Source organism: Brucella sp. TWI559 (assembly GCF_039674265.1).
Lineage (GTDB): Bacteria > Pseudomonadota > Alphaproteobacteria > Rhizobiales > Rhizobiaceae > Brucella > Brucella chromiisoli.
Genome location: NZ_JBDJNE010000001.1, coordinates 606,661 through 627,913, shown reverse-complemented (window position 1 = coordinate 627,913; position 21,253 = coordinate 606,661). Strand labels below are relative to the sequence as shown.

The window sequence follows — 21,253 nt, the reverse complement described above, 5'->3', positions numbered from 1 at the left end:
TAGCCGAAATGTGGTAACTATTTATTGCGAATTGCGGCTTGGGCGGCTGCAAGCCGTGCAATCGGCACGCGGAATGGCGAACAGGACACGTAATCAAGGCCTGTTTGCTCGCAGAAACTGATTGATGCCGGATCGCCGCCATGTTCGCCACAAATCCCCAGCTTGAGTTTGTCGCGTGTTTTGCGACCACGCTCGGCTGCAATCTGGATCAGCTCGCCCACACCATCGAAATCCAATGAAACAAACGGGTCCTGTTCGATCACGCCTCGGCTCTGATAGGTCGAAAGGAACGGCGCTGCATCATCACGTGAAATGCCAAAAGTGGTCTGCGTGAGATCGTTGGTGCCAAAAGAGAAGAACTCTGCGGTTTCGGCAATTTCAGCTGCCCGAAGGGCTGCGCGCGGCAATTCGATCATCGTGCCGACCATATAGTCGATCTGCACGCCGGACTCGCCAATAACTTCTTTTGCCACCGCATCGATGCGGGCCTTGATGAAATCGAGCTCTGCCTTGAGACCGACCAGCGGCACCATGATCTCCGGCACCACCGGCTCGCCGGTTTTCTTGCCCGCTTCAACGGCGGCTTCAAAGATTGCACGCGCCTGCATTTCAGCGATTTCCGGATAGGAGATAGCCAGACGGCAACCGCGATGGCCAAGCATCGGATTGAACTCGTGAAGACTATCGGCACGTTCACGCAGTTTACCCGCGTCTACACCCATGGCGCTTGCCACTTCTGCAACTTCCTCATCGGTGCGCGGAAGAAACTCATGCAATGGCGGATCGAGCAAGCGGATTGTGACAGGCAACCCCTTCATGATCTCAAACAGTTCAACAAAATCCGAGCGCTGCATTGGCAGAAGTTTGGCCAAAGCAGTGCGGCGGCCATCCTCTTTGTCAGCAAGAATCATTTCGCGCATCGCGATAATGCGTTCGCCCTCAAAGAACATGTGTTCGGTGCGGCAAAGCCCGATGCCTTCGGCGCCAAACGAGCGTGCTGTGCGGGCATCGGCAGGCGTTTCCGCATTGGCGCGCACCTTCATGCGGCGAGTCTTGTCGGCCCATTCCATGAGCTTGCCAAAATCACCAGACAGTTCGGGCTGCAACATGGCAACAGCGCCTTTCAGCACCTGACCACTCCCACCATCGACAGTGATGATGTCACCTTTTTTAAAGATTTGCCCGGCAGCAAGCATCGTGCCGTTGCGATAATCAACTCGCAACGAACCCGCGCCCGAGACACATGGCTTGCCCATGCCGCGCGCGACCACAGCCGCGTGGCTGGTCATACCACCGCGTGTGGTGAGAATACCTTCAGCAGCGTGCATTCCGTGAATGTCTTCCGGGCTTGTCTCAACACGCACCAGAATGACATTGCGGCCTTCAGCTTTTGCCTGCTCCGCATCTTCGGACGAGAACACAATTTCGCCCGTGGCAGCCCCGGGAGAAGCGGGCAAGCCCTGGCCTATGACGATGCGCTCGGCACGCGGGTCAATGGTCGGATGCAAAAGCTGATCAAGTGCCGCCGGATCAATACGCAACACAGCTTCTTCTTCGGTAATCAGCTCTTCTGCGACCATTTCAACAGCCATTTTGAGTGCTGCTTTTGCCGTGCGCTTGCCGGAGCGGGTTTGCAACATCCAGAGCTTGCCGCGCTCGATGGTGAATTCCAAATCCTGCATATCGCGATAATGCTGTTCAAGCCGATCTGCGACTTTCAAAAATTCGCCAAAGGCTTCCGGCATAACTTTTTCAAGCGAAGGCTTGTCGGAACCGGCAGCAATGCGCGCTTCTTCAGTGATGTTCTGCGGCGTGCGAATGCCTGCAACAACATCTTCGCCCTGCGCATTGACCAGAAACTCGCCATAGAGCTTCTTTTCGCCGGTCGAAGGGTTACGTGTGAAGGCAACACCCGTTGCAGAGGTTTCACCCATATTGCCAAACACCATGGCCTGAACATTCACCGCCGTACCCCATTGGGCCGGGATGCTATGCAGGCGACGATAGGTGATGGCGCGTGCATTCATCCAGCTTGAGAAAACGGCACTGATCGCGCCCCAAAGCTGTTCACGCGGGTCTTGCGGAAAAGGCGCGCCGAGTTCTTCCTCAACTTTCGCCTTATAAAGTGCAATCACGTCTTTCCAGTCGGCAGCGCTCAAAGCTGTATCGACTTCAACACCGAGATCTGCCTTTTTGTCTTCAAGAATTTCTTCGAAGAAACCGTGATCAACACCAAGCACGACATCCGAATACATCTGGATAAAACGGCGATAGCTGTCATAGGCGAAACGCTCATCATCCGCTTCGCGTGCAATCGCCTGCACCGTCTCATCATTGAGACCGAGGTTGAGAACCGTATCCATCATGCCCGGCATGGATGCTCGCGCACCCGAACGCACCGATACAAGCAAAGGTTTTTCTGAGCCACCGAACACGCGCCCGGTCAAGGCAGCCACCTGATCAAGCGCGTTTTGCACCTGCTGATCAAGTTCCTCAGGATAGGAGCGCTCATTGTCATAATAGGAGGTGCAGACTTCGGTTGTAATCGTAAAGCCGGGCGGCACAGGCAAACCAAGGCTGCTCATTTCAGCCAAGTTCGCCCCCTTGCCGCCGAGAAGGTTGCGATCACTCGCAGCACCCTCTGCCTTGCCATCACCGAATGCGTACACCCACTTTGCCATGCTGGCCTCCCTTGCGCAGGTAACGGTCCGCAATGTCTGTGCTTTTCCACAGAACTGCAGAAATTACCTTCGTGCTTATGCGATCAAGTCGTTGTCTGCCAATCAAAAAAGACAAAGCATCGTAATAGAATCGATTAGACAACGATAAAGCCAGCTCATCAGCTTGACTCTGATGGCGGATTAGATCAGAAATAAGAACAAAAATAGAACATTTGGAGTTGACTATGCGTATCACCGGCAAACTTGATTATCTTGAAATGCCTGCGGCCAAGGGATCACTGGATAGTGCAAAGAGTTTTTATGCGCGTGCTTTTGGTTGGTCCTTTGTTGATTATGGCCCGACCTATTCTGCTTTTGCGGAGGGATTGGATGGTGGTTTTGATGCCGACCCGGAAGCAACCCCCAAACCCCTACCTGTCCTTTATTCAGCACAACTCGAAGAAACTTTGAAGGCTGTGACAGAAGCTGGTGGCACAGTTGTGAAGCCGATTTTTGCATTTCCGGGCGGTCGTCGTTTTCATTTCACCGACCCTGCGGGTAATGAACTTGCTGTTTGGAGCGAGACATAACAACATCATGGTCGCTGGTTGACAGCGGCGCCCATATGGAAATGATGCAGCGCATCTTATTTCGTTCAAATTAGAATTCGGTGATATGCGCTTCATTCTCCCTGCCGTTCTGCTCTCCCTTGCATCCACATCAGCATTTGCGCAAAAAGCGGCGCCTTCACCCGAGAATGCACCGCTTAACCGGTGTGAAGAATTCCTCAATGGTATGAGCCTTCTCACACCTGGCAAGGATTATGCCGTCAGAGATATCCCCGATGGCTGCATTGTATCGAACAGCGTTTATCACACGATGCGCATTATGGGCTGGACGATCGACAGGGCAATCCTCGAAGCTGATCGCTTGCAGGATTATCTGTCAGAAGCACCTGACTTGAGCAAAGCCGCACCACAATGGGGACGCATCGCAGTGGACGGTGTGCGCATGACGCTGCAAAGCGGCAACAAGGTTTCCGATTATATCACCTCAATTCAGCAGTGGCCGATGGACTTTACGGCGTCTTACCGCTTCAACCCACAGAGTGGTTATCTGCACATTCAGAATGCGGAAATCAGCAGTTTAAAGATTGGCAAGGCTTCAGTTTCTGCGCAAATCAATCTGCCGGTTGATTCGTCAGTTGCTTCGCTCACCGTTAATCCAACCGCAACGCTCTCTCATCTGCGCTTGCGCCTTGATAATCAAGGACTATGGGAGAGCATCGCTCTGCCTGTTCTTGCAAATTACGCTGCATTGCCCTCCGAAACGGGTGAAAGCGACCCGGAAGCCGATATTGCGCGTCTGCGCGATGTGGCAAGCAAAGGCATTGAAATGTTGCCCGACAGTCAAATCAATGCGGATTCCCGAAAAGCGCTGCTGCGCTTTGTTGGGGACATGCCCCATCCAACCGGCTTCTTCACGATGGATGTGGATTTCGACAAGCCTTTGCCGATCAGTCTCAACGATCTGGAACCGGATACACTTGCGCAACACGCGCTGACAGGTGCAAAAATCAGCGTAACCTACAAGGCTCGCTGATCTTAAAATGACGTAATATCAGCTTGCTTCGCGCAATTGCTCTGCGGTTTGCAGATCAACCGAAACAAGCTGGCTCACGCCCTGCTCGCCCATTGTCACGCCGAAGAGGCGATTCATACGCGCCATGGTGATCGGATTATGCGTAATGATGACAAACCGTGTTTCGGTCGATGACGCCATTTCGTCCATCAAGTTGCAGTAGCGCTCGACATTATGGTCGTCGAGCGGCGCGTCCACTTCGTCCAGCACGCAGATCGGAGCCGGATTGGTCAGGAAGACAGCAAAGATCAATGCCATGGCCGTCAATGCCTGTTCACCACCTGAAAGCAGCGTCATCGTTTGTGGCTTCTTTCCGGGAGGACGTGCAAGAATTTCCAGCCCCGCATCCAGCGGATCATCACTTTCAATGAGCTGTAATTCCGCAGTGCCGCCGCCAAAAAGATGGGTGAACAGGCGCTGGAACTGCGCATTCACAACATCAAAAGCCGCCAGAAGCCGCTCACGCCCTTCTCGGTTGAGGCTCTGAATCGCCTGGCGCAGTTTTTTGATCGCTTCGATCACATCTTCACGTTCTGAAACAATCGCATCAAGACGCCCGGAGAGTTCTTGGCTCTCCTCTTCCGCGCGCAAGTTCACCGCACCAAGGCGTTCGCGTTCGATACGCAGTCGCTCAAGCTGGCGTTCGATCTGATCGGGGTCGGGCATGCGATCTTCTGGCTTGAGGCCGGTCTGTTTGATGGCCTCATGGGGCGCACAGTTGAGCGCCTCCGCAATACGCGCTTCTGCATCCCTGCGGCGTTCCTCGGCTGCCGTCAGTCGCTCTTCCGCACGCGCACGCTGTTCGCGACTGGTTGCAAGCTGCTGGATGGCAAGGGTCGCAACCTTATCAAGTTCTGCCTGGGTGGCCTCAGCTTCAATGAGAATATCCGCAGCCCGCTTGCGGCGCTCATCAGCTTCCGAAAGCTCATTAAGCAAGGCACGACGGCGGCTTTCGATCTCTTCCGGCGCTTCAGCCAAGACTTCCGCTTCGTCCGCAGTTTCCGCACGGCGATCATTTAAGGCCGAAATTTGGCTCTGCGCACTCTGCGCGCGCGCGGCCCAGTTGCGGCGCTCAAGCCCGATCATGGAGAGACGCCGCAAACGATTATCCGCCTCACGGCGCTGACCTTCATAAGCAGCGCGGGCTTCCGCAAGCCTCGCACGATCCGACTGCACCTGTGCTGCAAAAACAGAATGCCGTTCGCTGATGACGCCAATATCCGGCATTTCATTCAGCCGATCTTCGGCCTCAACCACCAGAACCTGTGCTTCCTCAAGGCTTTCCTCAAGACGGGCTTTGGTATCTTCCAAACCGGCACGCTTGGTTGCCAGTTGCCCCGCAGCCCGCTCAACCGCAGAAAGCGCTTCGCGTGCATCATCAAGCTTGCGCTGGTTTGCGCGCCATGCATCGCGCGCAACACGTTCATGCTCCACGGCTTCACGAACGGCCGTTTCAAAACGCTGCAACACTTGCTCCGCATCAGACAAGCGACTGGCGGCGCGAATTGCTTCCTGCTCAAGTTCAGCGAGACGGTTCTTTTGTGCAAGCCGTTGCGCGGCAGGTGTCGGCGCATCGGCGCTCGCCGTATAGCCATCCCAGCGCCAAAGAGCACCAGCCTTGCTGACAAGCCGCTGACCGGGGCGCAACGATGCCTGCAAACGCGGTCCATCATTCTCGGAAACGACCCCAACCTGTGCCAGTCTTCGGCGCAATTGCTGCGGCCCTTTTACGATCTGATCAAGCGGCGTTGAACCGGAAGGTAAAGACGGATCAGCTTCCTGTGCCGGATTATAGGCCCAATAGACGGGTGCAGCATTATCGCTTGCTGCATCAAGGTCTTCACCCAATGCCGCACCAAGGGCTATTTCATAGCCTTTCTCAACCTGCAATTCTTCAACAACGGGCGGAAACTGGCCAGTCTCACCGGCATTGAGAATACGCGCCAGTGTCTGCGCTTCGGTCTCTATCCGGCTCAACTCGGTGCGCGCCTCATGCAAAGGCTGACGGCTCGTCATCTCCTGTTCGCGCGCACTGCCAACACGTTCTTCAGCGGCAATCACCGCCTCCTCTGAAGCCGCCAGTGCTTCAACGGCGGTCTCAACGGCAAGACGTTTTTCAGCAGGATCAAACAATCCACCGATCTGCTCGACGACCGCTGCAATATCACGCTCAATATTATCAATCTGGCTGATCAGGCGGTCACGGCGGCTTTGTGTTTCCTGCAACGCGCGCTCAATTTGGCTACGTTCGGCAGCAGCTTCCGCACGTTCCGAGGTTACCCGCGCCAAGGCGTTTTCGCTGTCCTGCAGGCGGATTTCTGCTTCTTCAAAGATCGCGCGCAATTCTTCATCACGCTCACCAGATGCCTCGTTGGAGGCGATCAGCTCCTGCTCTTCCTCGTCAAGACGCGCCAGTATATCAGCATTCTCGCGCACCAATTGTTCTTCGCGCGCAATATCGGCGGTCAACTGTTCAAGCCGCTTCATAAGCTCGGCACGGCGGGCGCGAATACGAGCATCTTCTTCGTCGAGCTGTGTACGGGCAATGGAAAGTCGCTGCACAGCAGCCGCGGCTTTGGCTTCCGCCTCACGCAGTTCGGGCAATTTATGCGCGCCAACGGCCTGATCACGCGCAGCGTTCATCTGTGCCTGCGCCATATCGCCAACAATCGAAGTTGCCTGTGCAAGCGCGCTTTGTGCTTCACCTTCCTGCGTTTTGGCGTGCGACCAACGCAAATGAAGCAACGATGCCTCTGCGCGGCGAATATCAGCAGACAAAGCTTTGAAGCGATTGGCCTGACGCGCCTGACGTTTCAGGCTTTCAATCTGGCTGCCAAGTTCACCAACCACATCTTCGAGACGCTCAAGATTGGTTTCGGCTGCACGAAGGCGCAACTCAGCCTCGTGACGGCGGGTATGGAGGCCGGAAATGCCCGCCGCCTCTTCCAGCAATGCGCGACGCGCCTGTGGCTTGGCTTGGATAAGTTCACCGATACGGCCCTGACCGACCATAGAGGGCGAACGTGCGCCGGTCGATTGATCAGCGAAGAGCAGCTGCACATCCTTGGCGCGGGCTTCTTTACCATTAATACGATAAACAGAACCAGCCTCCCGCTCGATACGGCGTGAAACCTGCAATTCATCCTGATCATTATAGGCTGCGGGCGCTGTGCGGTCGGAATTATCGAGGAAAAGGGTGACTTCCGCCGTGTTACGCGCAGGTCGCGTGCCAGAGCCTGAAAAAATTACGTCGTCCATGCCCGAAGCGCGCATATTCTTGTACGAGTTTTCACCCATCACCCAGCGCAGCGCTTCAACAAGATTGGATTTGCCGCAGCCATTGGGCCCGACAACGCCCGTCAGTCCGCCTTCAATGACGAATTCCATCGGCTCGACAAAGGATTTAAATCCGACAAGACGCAGCTTGGAGAAGCGCATCAGCATCCTCCCCGCTTAAAAACGCAAAAAGCGGACGCAATGAAGCGTCCGCTTTTCATGCCGAAAGGCGGCTTAGAGCAGCTTGTCAATGATTGCCGACATCTCGTCAACCGAAAGGGCTCCAGCGTATTTTTGTCCGTTGATGAAGAAAGTTGGGGTGGCATTCACACCAAATTCCTGCGATCCGCGTTCCATGGTTGCTCTCACATCATCGAGAAGTTGCTGGTTCGTCAAGCAAGCCTTGAACGACTCCTGTGTAAAACCTGCAAGTTTCGCGATCTGAAGCAATGCAGCTTCGCCATCAGCCGCACCAGCCCATTGTTGCTGCTGTTTGAAGAAGACTTCGATCATCGGGAAATAACGATCTTCAGGCGCGCAGCGAGCAAGCATAAAAGCAGCTGTTGCGCGCGGATCGAACGGGAATTCGCGGAAAATCAAACGCACTTTGCCCGTATCAATGTATTTTTCTCTGATCTTGGGAAAGGTGTTGATAGCAAAATCTGCACAATGTGAGCAGGTCAGCGAGGCATATTCAACAATCGTAACAGGCGCATCGGCCTTGCCATAGACCATGTCCTTCAACTTGCCGGCTTCAGCGACCTTGGCAGCATCAACACTTGCATCAGCGCTGCGTGACTGCGCGCTCGCATTGCCAGCAAAAGCAATACCCGCGGCAGCGGCCCCCGCAAGGGAAATAACATGTCTGCGATTAAGCGTTGCAGGCATACGAATCATCCATTCCTGTTTCAATGTTAATATTCGAGACCAATTTAAGGTGGCCAACGATTAATCACCAGCCCCGTTGCAATCAAATGAAATTCAGCGCCAGCCATGCATCAATTTTATGGCAGGGCGCTCATTTCTTTGTAGCGCGCTTTTCGGCGAGGATATTCTTGCCTAGACGCGCCAATGCTGCGCGCAGGGCATCGTCTTCAATCCCGTCTGTTGCCTTGTCGATACGGCGCTCTTCCGAAGGTGCCAGAGGCACCAGCCGCCTTGGCTTGCGCCTGAAATCAAGCGCAGGCGGCTTCTGCTCGATCTTGATGCGGCCAATGGCTGAGAAGCCAAGGAAACCATTTACGCGGCTGATGATTTCGCCTGTCTCATGCTGGATCTGCAACGCAGAAAAGCCTTCGCAAGCAATAACCAGCGTTGCAGGACTAAACGGATCGTCATCATGCAGACGGCGCGGCCAGAGAATTCGCAAAGGCCGGGAGGAAGCACCGATTGCAGGCCCAACAATATCTTCCCAGGATTGCAGCAGTGAAAGATTAATCCCCGCACGCTTCTGCAACATCGGGTCCATCAGACCAGACGTCATATCAGCCAATGGGCGAAAGCCCCGTTTTGATTTCGGTTCTCTCATCGCAATCCATTATAGCCGCGAAACCAATCGACAAACAGAGGAATGCCTTCCTCGAGCGTGGTTTGCGGGTTGAAACCAAGATCCCGCGCCGCAAGCGTAATATCTGCATAGGTGCGCGGAACGTCGGCTGCAGGCATTGGTTCAAGCTTGCGGATCGCTTCTCTGCCGCATGCTTTTTCAATCGCCGCAATGAAATTGCTAAGCATAACAGGCCGGTTATTGCCAAGATTATAGACCGGTGCGGTTTGTTCAGGTTGCTTGATGATCCGCTTTACAGCGCCCAACACACCACTGACGATATCATCGACGAAAGTGAAGTCGCGCTGCATTTCGCCGTTGTTAAAAACACGGATCGGTTCGCCTTTAAGGATCGCCGATGTAAACAGCCATGGCGCCATGTCGGGGCGTCCGAATGGACCATAAACCGTAAAAAAGCGTAAGCCCGTCGAGGCAAGTCCATGCACATGCTTATAGGAAAAGGCCAGAAGCTCACCCGAACGCTTGGTTGCTGCATAGACCGAAACCGGGTGATCGACAGCATCACTTTCTGAAAATGGGATTTTTTCATTCGCGCCATAGACCGAGGACGAACTGGCATAAACAATCGGCGGACGCTTATCGAGCTTGAGGGCGGCTTCAAATACCGTCACCTGTCCCATGACATTGGCGGAAACATAAGCAGCAGGGTTTTCAATGGAATAACGCACACCAGCCTGTGCTGCGAGATGCACGATCGCATCGACATCACGATCAGCTCCGATAGCAGCATTGAAAGCTTCTGCATCGGAAATATCAGCTTGCGCAAAGCGGAAGCCACTAAGCGCACGCAGCTTGGTAAGACGGGTTTCCTTGAGATCGACCTGATAATAATCATTGAGATTATCGATACCAATAACTTGCCAGCCTTCATTAAGAAGCCGCGCTGCGGTGTGATAGCCGATGAAGCCAGCCGCCCCCGTCACAATCGCTTTCATGGTTTTCATTTCCCGCAAATATAATCTGTGAGGCCTGCCCGGCGGAGTGCCATGACACGGCGAGACGCAGCCGCATTTAGAGCTGCAATGAAGAACATGACCGATGAGATCGTGACCTCATGCAACAATGGATTATGCAACATCCCATAACTCGCGCACACGAAACTGAAATAAATGAGCGCGCGCCGCATCGCCCAGCTGTCCGCGGTTTTCCAGAGAAAGACAAAAATCGCGATAAAGGCTGAAAACATAAAAAACAGGCCAACAATGCCGTCATTCAGCAGCTCATCAAGCACGGTGTTATGCACATGACGGAAGCCGGCAAGCAGGGGGGCTTGTTCGCCAGCCTGCTGCCTGACAATATCCATTTTGGAATAAGAGCCGACGCCTGCTATCGGATGTTGCCCGATTATTGTGGCTGCACTTTTCCACATGACTTCACGAATATCGGCGGAGAGTTTGTCTTCCCATTTTGAGCTGTCACCGCTGTCGTAATATTCGACCATTCCGGCAAAACGCTTGGAAAGCGTGTCTCCAACCGGCCCGACAACAATAAGTGCTGCGAGTGCCGCAGCCAGTGCAACATAGACCGCACCTTGCTGCCTGAGACTGTATTTTCTTAAGAAAAGCACGATTTCGACCAATGCGCATATCGGCAGAACAACAATGACAGCGCGCGTTTCCGATGTGAGGACCGCTGCAAGCCCAAGTACCAGCCAATGCGGTCCATTTGGCAGATAGCGTGGCGCCCGCGAAATCGGAATGGCGGCAGAAATCGCCGCAACACCTGCAACAAAAGCAAATACGGCTTCATTGCCTCCGACGCCAATCCGTCCGCCTTTGGTCAGAACAAGGTAAATAACCGCCAACACCGCCAGAATAATACCGGCGCGTGAACCAAGCACGTAGGATCGCAAAGGGTTTCTGACCAGCACCATGCCCGCGCCTGCAAAGGCAAAAACGGTTATAAGCAGCGTGTATCCAATCTGCCGATTGCCAGAAAAAGGCTCACCCCTATAAAGAATAAGTCCGAGCGACCAAGCCGCATATAGAAGAATGAAAATATAGAATTTTTTCGCAAATAACCGCGTCGTATTATGGCGGGCGGCAGCCAGATAAATGCCCAGACATGAAAAAACAAAAAGGAGAATTGGTCCAAGACCCAGACGGACCGGCATCGCCGCAGACGCGAGCGCTAAGACCCAGCCATCTACTCTTCGCCTCACCAGAAATGACTTTTTAAAAAACTTCAACTATCCACTACTCCCAATCGCTTAATGCGCAAAGCGTAGGCGATTCGCCTGATATAGTCAGTTGTTCTAAAGAGGAGTGTGCTCAGCCTTTTATAGGCCGGCAAGCGCGCTTTGGCGTAAGTATTCCGGCCGTCCGCAATCGTTGACAGCCCCACTTGACGAAGCGCAACCAAAGGCTGCTCCGTTAAAAAGAACTCATAATCTCCTGCCCAGCCGCGCTCCAGGGCAACATCATATGGCAGCGACATTGGTTTAATCGCTTCCAGCAATTTGATTGCTCCCTTTCGCGTTACAAGATAAGCGGCAGAACTGCCCAACGGGCCGTGCAAGCAACGCCCAATCGAATTACCACCTTCAACCTGATTGAAACGGCGATAGGCAGCTGTGCGATGATTGACGAGTTTAATCACATCCCAGCCTTGCAATTTTGATACGCTGGAGATGAACGGTAAAAAATCCGGCGTGAAAAGAACATCGTCTTCGGCAATGACGGCGTAGGCTTCCGGGGCTGCGGCAATTGTTTCCAAAGCCTTGATATGGCTAAAATAACAACCGATTTCTGCAGGCAGAGCAATTTTTCCGTGGCGGCGGCGGAAACCAGCTTCATCAAAATTACCGAGTTCATCAGCTTTCAACTGCTTGCCTTCTACGGCCTCTACCCGGCGCAGTTCAATTCCAAACTGATCGGCACTTTGCTTCACGTCATCCCAGCGCTGTGAAGAGCGCGCGAGATTAATGACGTAGACCGGGACTGAACTGCTCACGCGTTATCTTTCTTTGACATTCATCTGCCCTGTACCACTATGGGCGTGTTGATTATAAAGCACCGCATCCTATGCACTTCAATTTTATATCAATTCCCCAAATTCAACGTTAATCATAAATCACAGAGCTAACTTTAAGACACGATCAAACAGGATTTATGCTAAAAACACTCAAATCTGACCGTACCAAGGCAATTCTCAACTGGTATGATCGCCATCACCGTATTCTGCCATGGCGCGTAACACCAGTGCAGAACGCACGGGGCATGACAGCAGATCCTTACCGTGTCTGGCTGTCCGAAATCATGCTGCAACAAACAACCGTTGAAGCAGTGAAATCTTATTTCACAAAATTTGTGGAGCGTTGGCCGGATATTATGGCAATGGCCAATGCCAGCGAAGACGATATTCTTCGCGCGTGGGCGGGCCTGGGTTACTATTCGCGCGCACGCAATCTCAAAAAATGCGCAGATATTATCGCAACAAAATATAATGGGAAATTTCCGTCGACCGCAGCCGGATTGAAAGAACTTCCAGGTATAGGCGAATACACATCAGCAGCAATTGCGGCTATCGCCTTTGGAGAGCCGGCAGCCGTGGTTGATGGCAATGTTGAGCGCGTTGTCTCTCGACTCTTTACCATCGACACGCCGTTGCCCGCGGCAAAAACCCAAATTCGTGCGCTGATGGGAGAACTGACACCAGACGACAGGCCCGGGGATTTCGCGCAGGCCGTGATGGATTTGGGCGCAACAATCTGCACCCCACGTCGCCCAGCTTGCGCAATTTGCCCGGTTAATGATGGTTGCAAGGCCTTGGCGGCCCACGACCCTGAAACATTTCCGGTCAAAGCACCAAAAGCTCAAAAACCAATCCGTGTGGGAGCTGCATTCATTGCCATTGCGGGAGATGGCTCCATTTTGCTGCGCAAACGCAAGGGCCAAGGCCTGCTTGCCGGGATGACCGAAGTCCCCGGCAGTGATTGGACCGCACGCATTGATGGCGATGTCACGATCAATGCCGCACCGTTTGAAGCTGATTGGATGTCCTCGGGCAGCATTACCCATGTTTTCACACATTTTGAGCTGCGCCTTTCCGTCTATGCGGTCAGCGATATACTCAAACGCAATGATACGGACGGCTGGTGGTCTGCTCCTTCAGACCTTGAAGACGAAGCACTGCCAACCGTCATGAAAAAAGCGATCAGTGCTGCAATTCCGACGGCATTTAAACGGGGGAGGAAAAACCGTTGACCACTCAGGTTAAACACGTTGTTTTCGATATTGGCAAAGTGCTGCTGCATTATGATCCGGAACTCGCTTATCTCGAAGCGATTCCTGATCCAACGGAGCGTCGCTGGTTTCTGGACAATATCTGCACCGGTGAATGGAATATTGAACAGGATCGTGGTCGAAGCTGGCAGGACGCCGAAGCACTTCTCATTGAAGAGCATCCTGAGCATACCGACAATATACGGATGTTTCGTCGGAACTGGAACCTTATGGTTCCACACTCTTATGACGACAGTGTTGCGCGAAGCACAGGGGCGCTTTCCGTTTCTCAACGAAAGCCGTGGCATCACAGTTTCAGGCGACATCCGCACATTGAAACCAAACCGCGAAATTTACGAACACCACGTTACAAGCTTCAATCTTGATCCGGTGGCAACGCTTTTCATCGATGATAGTCCGGCCAATGTTGAAGGCGCCAAAGCCGCCGGATGGCAGGCCGTACATTTTACCAGCGCACCCAAGCTTGCCGATGATCTCAGCGGCTATGGTCTCTCCTTCTGATAACAAAAAGACACCCGAAGCAAATTGCTTCGGGTGTCTTTTTATCAGACTTTGTTGGAGGTCGTCCGATAGTAAACTCTGATTTCAGTTATGCGCCTGCTGCCGCCATCTGATCGCGGATAATTTTGCGCAGATCATCAATAGGTTTCAGCACGCCTGCTTCTTCATAATGCCAGAAAGTCCAGCCATTACAGGCATCAAAACCCTGCACTTTGGCACCGATGCGGTGAATGGAGCCAGCTTCGCCATTGGCGGTGAGTGTTCCGTCCGCACGGATGATCGCAGCGTGACGGCGGCGTGCATCGGAAAGCACGGTGCCCGGACGCAAAAGACCTGCTTCCATGATCGACGTAAAAGCGACGCGTGGTTCAGCACGCTTGCCAGTCATCACTTTCAGCTCAGCCTTGCTCAGTGGCTCAACCGCATTAATCCGTGCCGTTGCAGCATCGATATAGTCTTGCTCGCGCTCAATACCGACGAAATGGCGACCAAGGCGCTTGGCAACAGCACCGGTAGTGCCCGAACCAAAGAACGGGTCAAGGATCACATCGCCCGGCTTGCTCGAAGACATCAGAATGCGTGCAAGCAGTGCTTCCGGTTTTTGCGTCGGATGCACCTTATCGCCGTTTTCGTCTTTCAGACGCTCCGAGCCTGTGCAAATCGGGAACAGCCAGTCAGAGCGCATCTGAACATCGTCATTCGCCGCTTTCATGGCGTCATAATTGAAGGTGTAGCCCTTCCCTTTCGAATCTCGCGATGCCCAGATCAGCGTTTCATGCGCGTTCTGAAAGCGGCGGCCACGGAAGTTCGGCATCGGATTGGTCTTGCGCCAGATGACATCATTGAGCAGCCAGAAACCAATATCCTGAAGCTGCGTGCCAACGCGGAAAATATTGTGATAGGAGCCGATAACCCAGATTGTGCCATTTGGCTTTAGCACGCGGCGGCAAGCCATCAACCATGCACGCGTGAAAGCATCATAAGCCTGAAAGCTTTCAAACTGGTCCCAATGATCGTCAACGGCACTGACCATCGACTGATCCGGGCGATGAAGATCACCGCCAAGCTGAAGATTGTAGGGAGGATCGGCGAAAATGACGTCCACCGAGTGATCCGGAAGGCGCTCCAGAGCGGAAACGCAATCACCCTTAATGATAGAGTCGAGCCAAGCGGTACGTGGGGCCTCTACAGGCAACTCATGTGCAAGACGTACTAGGGACATGGGATACTCAATTACTTGTGAACGCGAAAAACTTGTCCCTATGGTTACTGAACAGGGTAAATATGGGGTTAACGCCAAGTGATTGAAATTGTAAATCTTTTCTTAACTTCTCTGCAAAGGCCCGCATTTGCTGGGCTTCGCACAACCATCTGTCTTTGACAGTTTTGTTCCAGCCATATTAAAGCCTTCAACCAATTGCAGTGCAGTCAGGAAAAATGGCTCATTCAATAAGGCTTGATTATTCGTTTCCCCCTATAATTGCGCCTGGGATTAAAACTGATTTGCGTAACTGTTCCATGTGTCTTCATGAATATTAATGAACTGCGTCACAACCGATATTTACGTATTCTTTTCGTACCCTTCCGCATGCGCGCAGTTGTGCGCGGCAGCGAAATAGGGCTTGTGATCGCAGGCGCGCTGGTTGGTATCATCTCCGCGCTGGCAGTTGCAGCCATTGCGGGCATTTCCCAGAGGATGCATCAGGCGCTCTTCGGGCTTGCTGACGGCGAACGACTAAGCTCCGCCTCGCAGCTTGAGTGGACAGCCTATTTCGCCCCGCTTGCAGGCGGTATTTTGATGGGCGTCCTGATCTGGGTGCTGGCACGCTGGCGAAAAAAGCCGATTGTCGACCCTATCGAAGCCAATGCGTTGCATGGCGGGCGTTTGTCGCTGACAGACAGTTTTATTCTTGTCGGGCAAAACCTTGTTTCCAACGGCTTTGGCGCTTCAGTTGGGCTTGAAGCAGCCTATACGCAGCTTTCAAGCGGATTTGCATCGCGCATTGGCCGCGCGCTCAAGCTGCGCCGGGCCGACCTGCGCACCCTTGTGGGTTGCGGAGCCGCAGCAGCCATTGCAAGTGCTTTCAACGCGCCACTTACAGGCGCATTTTACGCTTTCGAGCTGATTATCGGTGTTTATTCCATCGCGACACTGGCGCCTGTGGTGGTCGCAGCAATTGTCGGCATGCTGGTCACGCAAGCCATCGGCGGAGCACCCCTGGTTATTCACGTCGGTCAGCTTGATGGCATTGCTGCACGAGATTATGTGCCAGCCCTTGTGCTGGGTTTAATTGCGGCAGGTATTGCCATTTTGATCATGCGCGGCGTGACGACAGTCGAACGGGTTGCCCGCAAAAGCGTTGTTCCCACGGTGCTGGCTCCGGCATTTGGTGGCGCGATTATCGGCATGATCGCTTTCGTCGCCCCTCAGGTTCTGGCTTCAGGTCACGGTGCATTGCATCTCGATCTCAATGCAAATCTGACAATTCCGGTGCTGCTGCTTCTGATTTTCGCCAAATCTCTGGCATCCGCCGTCTCCATTGGCTCAGGCTTTCGCGGCGGTCTGTTTTTCGCCTCGCTCTTTCTCGGCGCATTGACCGGTAAACTTTTTGCTGCGCTCACGGGCTACGTCCTGCCACTCACCCTTGAACCGGAAGTTTATGCGGTCATCGGCATGAGCTCAATGGCGGTCGCAATCATCGGCGGTCCATTGACGATGACATTTCTGGCGTTGGAACTTACCGGGGATTTTCCAATAGCGATGCTTGTCCTGGGGGCTGTCGTTTCTTCATCGCTCATGGTCAGAAAGACCTTCGGTTACTCGTTTGCAACGTGGCGTTTCCACCTGCGCGGCGAAGCAATCCGCTCTGCGCATGATATTGGCTGGGTGCGCAACCTCACAGTCCTTCGCATGATGCGCCATGATGTTCGTACCGTTTCCATCGACACAGATATTGAAACCTTCCGCAACGACTTCCCGCTTGGCTCAACGCAGCGCGTCATTGCAGTGGATGGCGAAGGCCGTTATGTCGGAATGATACCTGTGCCTGAGGCTTATTCGGAAAGTTTTGACAGCACAGACACCCAGAAGGGCATCATTGATCTGCTTCGCTATCAGGATGAATTCCTGCTGCCGCAGATGAACGCGAAAGAAGCTGTGGTGCGCTTTGACAGGGCGGAGGCCGAAGCGCTCGCAGTTATTAACAATGCGCAGGAGCGTAAAGTTCTCGGGCTTTTGAGCGAAGCACATACGCTGCGCCGCTATAGCGAAGAACTCGACCGGCGCAGACGGGAAATTTCAGGCGAGGTTTAAGTTACTGAGAAGTATCGGTGACGGGCTCCACTCCGCGATTTTCCGGTGTAGCGCTGTAATAATATGGCGTTGCAAGAACGAACGCCAACACAACTGCAATTGCGAGAATGAACAGCACAACGGATTTTCGCATCAATTTCTCCTTCACTGAGGAAAGAAACGGCTTCACACCGACATCGTTCCCTAAATTTCCAGTAGCCGATACGCGGAAGTTTGACCTAGTGAGCATAAAGATGTAGCTCATCGACAATGTTTTGTGGGTGATCTTACCCCATCATCTCCCAAGTAAAGGCTTTTGACATGGCAGCTCCGGCCCTGATTATTTTTGATTGTGACGGTGTATTGGTGGATTCCGAAATCATCGCAGCGGAAGTCGACGCAGCACTTCTGACAGAAGCAGGCTACCCGATTGAGGCTACAGAAGTTGGCGAACGCTTCGCTGGCCTCACCTGGCAGGACATTCTTCTGACGGTTGAGCGCGAGGCAGGCATTCCCATTTCCGCTTCCCTTCTCGACAAGGCAGAAAAGCTGCTGGATGAGCGTCTGAAAAACGAAGTCCAGGCGATTGATGACATTGTCGAGGTTGTTTCTGCGCTTGATCTGCCAAAATGCATCTGCTCAAATTCGACCAGTAAACGCCTTGAGCTTATGCTCAAGCGGGTCGAGCTTTACGATCTTTTTGCGCCAAATATTTTCTCGGCGCGGGAAATTGGCTCGAAAAAGCCAAAGCCTGCACCCGATGTCTTCCTTCATGCCGCCAAGCATTTTGGTGCCGATCCGGCTGATATAATTGTAATTGAAGATTCAGCGCACGGCATTCATGCAGCACGCGCGGCGGGAATGCGCGTCATCGGCTTCACCGGCGGTGCGCATACCTATCCGGGGCACGCTGACAAATTGACAGATGCAGGTGCCGAAACCGTCATCCATCGCCACAAGGATTTAGCAAGCGTGATCGATGCTTTGTCGATCTGGACTGACGCCTGATCTTATTCAGACACATCCCGGAAAATTTCGTTGCGCGCCATGTTGGGCGCGCAAAATTGATTAAGCAGCGCTACGCTTGCTTTTGTTTTTCGCTGCGGCATTGAGCGCGGCAAGCAATTCCTTCGACTCGCTTTCACTTAGACCAATCATCAGCCTGTCACCAATAGAGGCAGGCTCGTCGGTCGCAGCGTCGAAAATTGCCCAAGTATCTGTCGGCTCAAGAACACGTTCATATTTCGGTTTCATGGGTCTAAGCTCAGAACGTTCATTGCCGCCCTGCCCCTAATGTTTCGTTACAGTTTTTCATAAGAAGCGGCCGCTGCCCATTCTAAGGCAGAGCTGTCTCATTCGTTACTGTTTTACACCAAACATCTTGCGATTCATTTCACAGAAGCAGTCGAATTTAACAAAAGCCCAGAATATTACTTCTATAGTTAATTTTTGTTTCGTAATGGCACATTGACAAAAGCGCTGATCTGATTGTGTCAAATCAAAAAAGCGCGCTCTAAGGCAACGGTCTCCTGTAGGATCCGCCAAAATTACGAACCGGATGCAGACTTGGGTCGGCCACGTTTCTTCACAGAGGAAACATTCCCGACAAGCACCTGCACCGCAGCTGCGTCGACAGGTTTTCCAAAGAACCAGCCTTGTCCAAAAAGTTCAGAGCAAATGCCGCGGAAATATTCGGCCTGAGACTCCGTTTCGACACCTTCGACCACGATGCCCAAACCATGCTGATGCGCCATCGAAATGATCTGCGGAACGATAGAAACCGTATCAACCTCATTGCCGACCGTGCGCGTAAAAGCCTTGTCGATCTTGATGGCGTCGACCTTCAACTCATCCAGATATGCAAGGCTGGAATAGCCCGTTCCAAAATCGTCAATATAGACCTTATGGCCTCTTTCGCGCAGCAATTTGATGCCCTCGCTGGCCTTTGCAAAATCGACCGGTGTGCGCTCTGTTAGCTCCAGCCCGATCTGTTCCGGCCTGATGTCGGCTGTGGTCAAGCGCTCATCAATGGCCTTCATAAATTCAACGCTCTGCAGATCGCTGGCCGTAATATTGATATTAATATGCAGCGCGCGTTGCTTTTTAAGCAATCCTCCCATTTCAAGGATAACGCGGTCAAGAACGTAAAGTGTGACTTTATCCGCAATACCATGAGCTTCTGCTTTAGCGATGAACAGGTCAGGCGGAACAAAATCATCCTTGGTTATTTCCCAGCGGATCAGCGCTTCAAAACCAACGATTTTGCGGCTGCTAATATTCACGACCGGCTGATAAACAAGGGTTAACTGTTTTGCTGCAAGCGCTTTTCTCAAAAGTGACATCAACGAACGATCACGGTTGCGGTAATTGCTCCAGCCAATTGCCAGCCCGCCTCCCACAAGCATTCCAAGGCTGATAAAGACCAGCTTCAACAGCCCACCAGAATTGCCGCTCCAGCCTGGAGACGTTGCAATAAAAATACAGATGCCCGTCGTTTCGTCGCAGGATTTCTGCTGCAGGATACCATCCGTTATCTCGAAAACCCGTCCCCCACTGACGGGAAAGAGACCGCTTACGACATCTCCCGGAAAATCAATTGGATTGCTAAATAACCGGGCGAATTGTGTCCGGTCCTCGTTCACCATGAAAACAGCAAAATAATATTGAGGAATATGGAGCGCATCAAAGGCAACAGCGCTTAGCACCACATTTGCTTTATCTCGGCCTATAATGGGTCCGTGGCTACCCGGTGTAATCAGCTGCTCGTCACGATAAATGTATGTGTGATCCTTGAGAAGAACATCCTCCTTGCTTCTCGGACGTGAATCCTTGAGTTCATTGAGGAGTGACGAACATTGCAGTTTTTCATTTTCAAGCCGACCAATATCCTTGATATGATAACCGGAGAAAAGAAGCTCGCGCATATACTGCTTATCATCAGCGCCACATATCGGGTTGGTTGAACGGTTCATTTTATCCAGCACATCACGGGCAGAACCGACAATGCGGTTCGCCTGCGTCATAAGCACCGTCATATAGGTGTTCATGTCGCCTTCTTCATCAAGCAGGCTGAACCTCTCACCTGCCCACTTGCCCGCAAAAGCACCAAGCAGCAACATGATGCAGATAACGAATGGGACCGGCGAAAGAAATGAACTGCGCGGAAACCTCATTAAAACCGCCTTACCAAACTTAAAAAATGAACAAGCCGTAAAATATTACCATCGTTCTGTAATGCACTTTCATAGTTCCAGCGCATATTACCTGACGCCAGAAGCAATACAGAATGATTGTATTACCGTTCATCAAAATTAATAAATCGACTAAACGCCGAAACTACAAAAAGAAAAGTGAAACATGCTTAAGAATAGAACAACGTCTAAAAGCTGCTTCTATAATACAAACGGCTTATGGTAAAATCATAAGCCGTTTGTCAAAATTCAATCTATTAAATTCCAATCCGGCTTACTTCGTATTGTAAGGCCCTTCATCGAAGCCGACAAAAATCTGCACGCTTTGTGCGCTTGCCGTTGGAATCGAAATCGCCTTGTCGTTGAAGACGAATTGCGTCGCACCGCCACTGGAAACATTCACAGTCTGCTTGTGCAGCTTGGAATAGATAACCTTGCCACCCTCAACCACGGCAACACGAATCGGCATAGTGATATTGCCGCTCTTGTATTTCGGGCCGGGGACGACCTTGCCGGCAGCGGCAACATCAAGATTGATGGTTCCGTCAGCATATTGGCAGGCGCGCGTGGTGTCAGTCAAAGCTGCCTGATAGATGACGCGGCTTGCATCCTTGTCGCCACCCTTTTCATAGGTATTGAAATAGGCCGTGCCTTCACGCAGCGAAACGGTGGGGCAAAAAGCGCGCAGCTCCGATTCCTTGATGCGCGGCTGACCAGCTTCGGTAAGCGATCCGTCGGCTGTTTTCTGCGTGCCGCTCGTTGTGCAGCCTGCAAGTGCTGCGAGCAAAATCGTTGCAAAGACTGGTAACAACGATGAACGATTCTGTATTGGTTTCTGCATAAACCGGGCTTCCCTGCACTGATCGACCTGTTCTATACCA

17 protein-coding genes and 1 pseudogene are annotated in these 21,253 nt (G+C 52.6%); 6 read left to right on the top strand and 12 right to left on the bottom strand.

Annotation, left to right across the window (positions count from 1 at the left end; all coding sequences use genetic code 11):
* Positions 1–17 precede the first annotated feature (17 nt).
* The gene (gene ppdK, locus ABE530_RS02925) at positions 18–2,681 is read right to left on the bottom strand and encodes a pyruvate, phosphate dikinase (protein WP_499693520.1); all 2,664 of its coding nucleotides are present in this window, start codon (positions 2,679–2,681) and stop codon (positions 18–20) included.
* Positions 2,682–2,905: 224 nt separating this feature from the next.
* Between ppdK and ABE530_RS02920 the strand changes: the two genes are divergently transcribed.
* Both ABE530_RS02920 and ABE530_RS02915 read left to right on the top strand, forming a co-directional pair.
* Positions 2,906–3,250, top strand: a complete 345-nt coding sequence (locus ABE530_RS02920; RefSeq protein ID WP_265983142.1) for a VOC family protein — start codon at positions 2,906–2,908, stop codon at positions 3,248–3,250.
* Positions 3,251–3,335: 85 nt separating this feature from the next.
* On the top strand, positions 3,336–4,262 hold the full coding sequence (locus ABE530_RS02915) for a hypothetical protein (RefSeq protein ID WP_499693519.1): 927 nt from the start codon (positions 3,336–3,338) through the stop codon (positions 4,260–4,262).
* An 18-nt stretch (positions 4,263–4,280) separates the two neighbouring features.
* On the opposite strand, the gene smc is transcribed toward ABE530_RS02915, so the two are convergent.
* The 6 genes from smc to ABE530_RS02885 all read right to left on the bottom strand — a co-directional run bounded on the left by smc (position 4,281) and on the right by ABE530_RS02885 (position 12,096).
* Positions 4,281–7,739 carry a chromosome segregation protein SMC gene (gene smc / locus ABE530_RS02910; RefSeq protein WP_499693518.1) on the bottom strand — a complete coding sequence of 1,153 codons (3,459 nt, stop codon included), beginning with the start codon at positions 7,737–7,739 and terminating at the stop codon, positions 4,281–4,283.
* Positions 7,740–7,811: 72 nt separating this feature from the next.
* The gene (locus ABE530_RS02905; RefSeq protein WP_499693517.1) at positions 7,812–8,465 is read right to left on the bottom strand and encodes a DsbA family protein; all 654 of its coding nucleotides are present in this window, start codon (positions 8,463–8,465) and stop codon (positions 7,812–7,814) included.
* Between the two features lie 130 nt (positions 8,466–8,595).
* Positions 8,596–9,105, bottom strand: coding sequence for a DUF721 domain-containing protein (locus ABE530_RS02900; protein WP_499693516.1), 510 nt, complete (start codon positions 9,103–9,105; stop codon positions 8,596–8,598).
* Positions 9,102–10,079: an SDR family NAD(P)-dependent oxidoreductase gene (locus ABE530_RS02895; RefSeq protein WP_499693515.1), complete on the bottom strand. Its 978-nt coding sequence runs from the start codon at positions 10,077–10,079 to the stop codon at positions 9,102–9,104. The genes ABE530_RS02900 and ABE530_RS02895 overlap by 4 nt, the downstream gene beginning before the upstream one ends.
* 5 nt (positions 10,080–10,084) lie before the next feature.
* The gene (locus ABE530_RS02890) at positions 10,085–11,332 is read right to left on the bottom strand and encodes an O-antigen ligase family protein (protein WP_265983136.1); all 1,248 of its coding nucleotides are present in this window, start codon (positions 11,330–11,332) and stop codon (positions 10,085–10,087) included.
* Positions 11,329–12,096, bottom strand: coding sequence for a glycosyltransferase family 25 protein (locus ABE530_RS02885; protein WP_499693514.1), 768 nt, complete (start codon positions 12,094–12,096; stop codon positions 11,329–11,331). The genes ABE530_RS02890 and ABE530_RS02885 overlap by 4 nt, the downstream gene beginning before the upstream one ends.
* 158 nt (positions 12,097–12,254) lie before the next feature.
* Between ABE530_RS02885 and mutY the strand changes: the two genes are divergently transcribed.
* A complete protein-coding gene (gene mutY / locus ABE530_RS02880; RefSeq protein ID WP_499693513.1) occupies positions 12,255–13,349 on the top strand; it encodes an A/G-specific adenine glycosylase in 1,095 nt (364 codons plus the stop codon).
* A pseudogene (locus ABE530_RS02875) lies at positions 13,346–13,889 on the top strand (HAD-IA family hydrolase). The gene mutY and the pseudogene ABE530_RS02875 overlap by 4 nt, the downstream one beginning before the upstream one ends.
* An 88-nt stretch (positions 13,890–13,977) precedes the next feature.
* Here ABE530_RS02875 and ABE530_RS02870 read toward each other — a convergent pair.
* Positions 13,978–15,111 carry a site-specific DNA-methyltransferase gene (locus tag ABE530_RS02870; RefSeq protein WP_499693512.1) on the bottom strand — a complete coding sequence of 378 codons (1,134 nt, stop codon included), beginning with the start codon at positions 15,109–15,111 and terminating at the stop codon, positions 13,978–13,980.
* Between the two features lie 306 nt (positions 15,112–15,417).
* Here ABE530_RS02870 and ABE530_RS02865 point away from each other — a divergent pair, with 306 nt between their 5' ends.
* Positions 15,418–17,202, top strand: coding sequence for a chloride channel protein (locus tag ABE530_RS02865; RefSeq protein WP_265983131.1), 1,785 nt, complete (start codon positions 15,418–15,420; stop codon positions 17,200–17,202).
* A 1-nt stretch (position 17,203) separates the two neighbouring features.
* Here the strand turns inward: ABE530_RS02865 and ABE530_RS02860 are convergent, their stop codons facing one another.
* Positions 17,204–17,335 carry a hypothetical protein gene (locus ABE530_RS02860; protein WP_265983130.1) on the bottom strand — a complete coding sequence of 44 codons (132 nt, stop codon included), beginning with the start codon at positions 17,333–17,335 and terminating at the stop codon, positions 17,204–17,206.
* A 167-nt stretch (positions 17,336–17,502) separates the two neighbouring features.
* Between ABE530_RS02860 and ABE530_RS02855 the strand changes: the two genes are divergently transcribed.
* Complete coding sequence (locus tag ABE530_RS02855) at positions 17,503–18,189, top strand: HAD family hydrolase (RefSeq protein ID WP_265983129.1); 687 nt, start codon at positions 17,503–17,505, stop codon at positions 18,187–18,189.
* A gap of 60 nt (positions 18,190–18,249) precedes the next feature.
* On the opposite strand, the gene ABE530_RS02850 is transcribed toward ABE530_RS02855, so the two are convergent.
* The 3 genes from ABE530_RS02850 to ABE530_RS02840 form a co-directional block, all read right to left on the bottom strand.
* Complete coding sequence (locus tag ABE530_RS02850; protein ID WP_265983128.1) at positions 18,250–18,435, bottom strand: hypothetical protein; 186 nt, start codon at positions 18,433–18,435, stop codon at positions 18,250–18,252.
* Between the two features lie 293 nt (positions 18,436–18,728).
* The gene (locus ABE530_RS02845; protein WP_499693511.1) at positions 18,729–20,354 is read right to left on the bottom strand and encodes an EAL domain-containing protein; all 1,626 of its coding nucleotides are present in this window, start codon (positions 20,352–20,354) and stop codon (positions 18,729–18,731) included.
* Positions 20,355–20,646: 292 nt separating this feature from the next.
* Positions 20,647–21,213, bottom strand: a complete 567-nt coding sequence (locus tag ABE530_RS02840) for a hypothetical protein (protein WP_265983126.1) — start codon at positions 21,211–21,213, stop codon at positions 20,647–20,649.
* Positions 21,214–21,253: the final 40 nt, after the last annotated feature.

Bases quoted from the DNA above. Each gene is read 5' to 3' on its own strand.
- ABE530_RS02915 (WP_499693519.1), top strand. From the start codon at position 3,336: ATGCGCTTCATTCTCCCTGCCGTTCTGCTCTCCCTTGCATCCACATCA.
- ABE530_RS02900 (WP_499693516.1), bottom strand. From the start codon at position 9,105: ATGAGAGAACCGAAATCAAAACGGGGCTTTCGCCCATTGGCTGATATG.
- smc (WP_499693518.1), bottom strand. From the start codon at position 7,739: ATGCGCTTCTCCAAGCTGCGTCTTGTCGGATTTAAATCCTTTGTCGAG.
- ppdK (WP_499693520.1), bottom strand. From the start codon at position 2,681: ATGGCAAAGTGGGTGTACGCATTCGGTGATGGCAAGGCAGAGGGTGCT.
- ABE530_RS02850 (WP_265983128.1), bottom strand. From the start codon at position 18,435: ATGAAACCGAAATATGAACGTGTTCTTGAGCCGACAGATACTTGGGCA.
- ABE530_RS02840 (WP_265983126.1), bottom strand. From the start codon at position 21,213: ATGCAGAAACCAATACAGAATCGTTCATCGTTGTTACCAGTCTTTGCA.
- ABE530_RS02865 (WP_265983131.1), top strand. From the start codon at position 15,418: ATGAATATTAATGAACTGCGTCACAACCGATATTTACGTATTCTTTTC.
- ABE530_RS02905 (WP_499693517.1), bottom strand. From the start codon at position 8,465: ATGCCTGCAACGCTTAATCGCAGACATGTTATTTCCCTTGCGGGGGCC.
- ABE530_RS02860 (WP_265983130.1), bottom strand. From the start codon at position 17,335: ATGCGAAAATCCGTTGTGCTGTTCATTCTCGCAATTGCAGTTGTGTTG.
- ABE530_RS02845 (WP_499693511.1), bottom strand. From the start codon at position 20,354: ATGAGGTTTCCGCGCAGTTCATTTCTTTCGCCGGTCCCATTCGTTATC.
- ABE530_RS02920 (WP_265983142.1), top strand. From the start codon at position 2,906: ATGCGTATCACCGGCAAACTTGATTATCTTGAAATGCCTGCGGCCAAG.
- mutY (WP_499693513.1), top strand. From the start codon at position 12,255: ATGCTAAAAACACTCAAATCTGACCGTACCAAGGCAATTCTCAACTGG.
- ABE530_RS02870 (WP_499693512.1), bottom strand. From the start codon at position 15,111: ATGTCCCTAGTACGTCTTGCACATGAGTTGCCTGTAGAGGCCCCACGT.
- ABE530_RS02895 (WP_499693515.1), bottom strand. From the start codon at position 10,079: ATGAAAGCGATTGTGACGGGGGCGGCTGGCTTCATCGGCTATCACACC.
- ABE530_RS02855 (WP_265983129.1), top strand. From the start codon at position 17,503: ATGGCAGCTCCGGCCCTGATTATTTTTGATTGTGACGGTGTATTGGTG.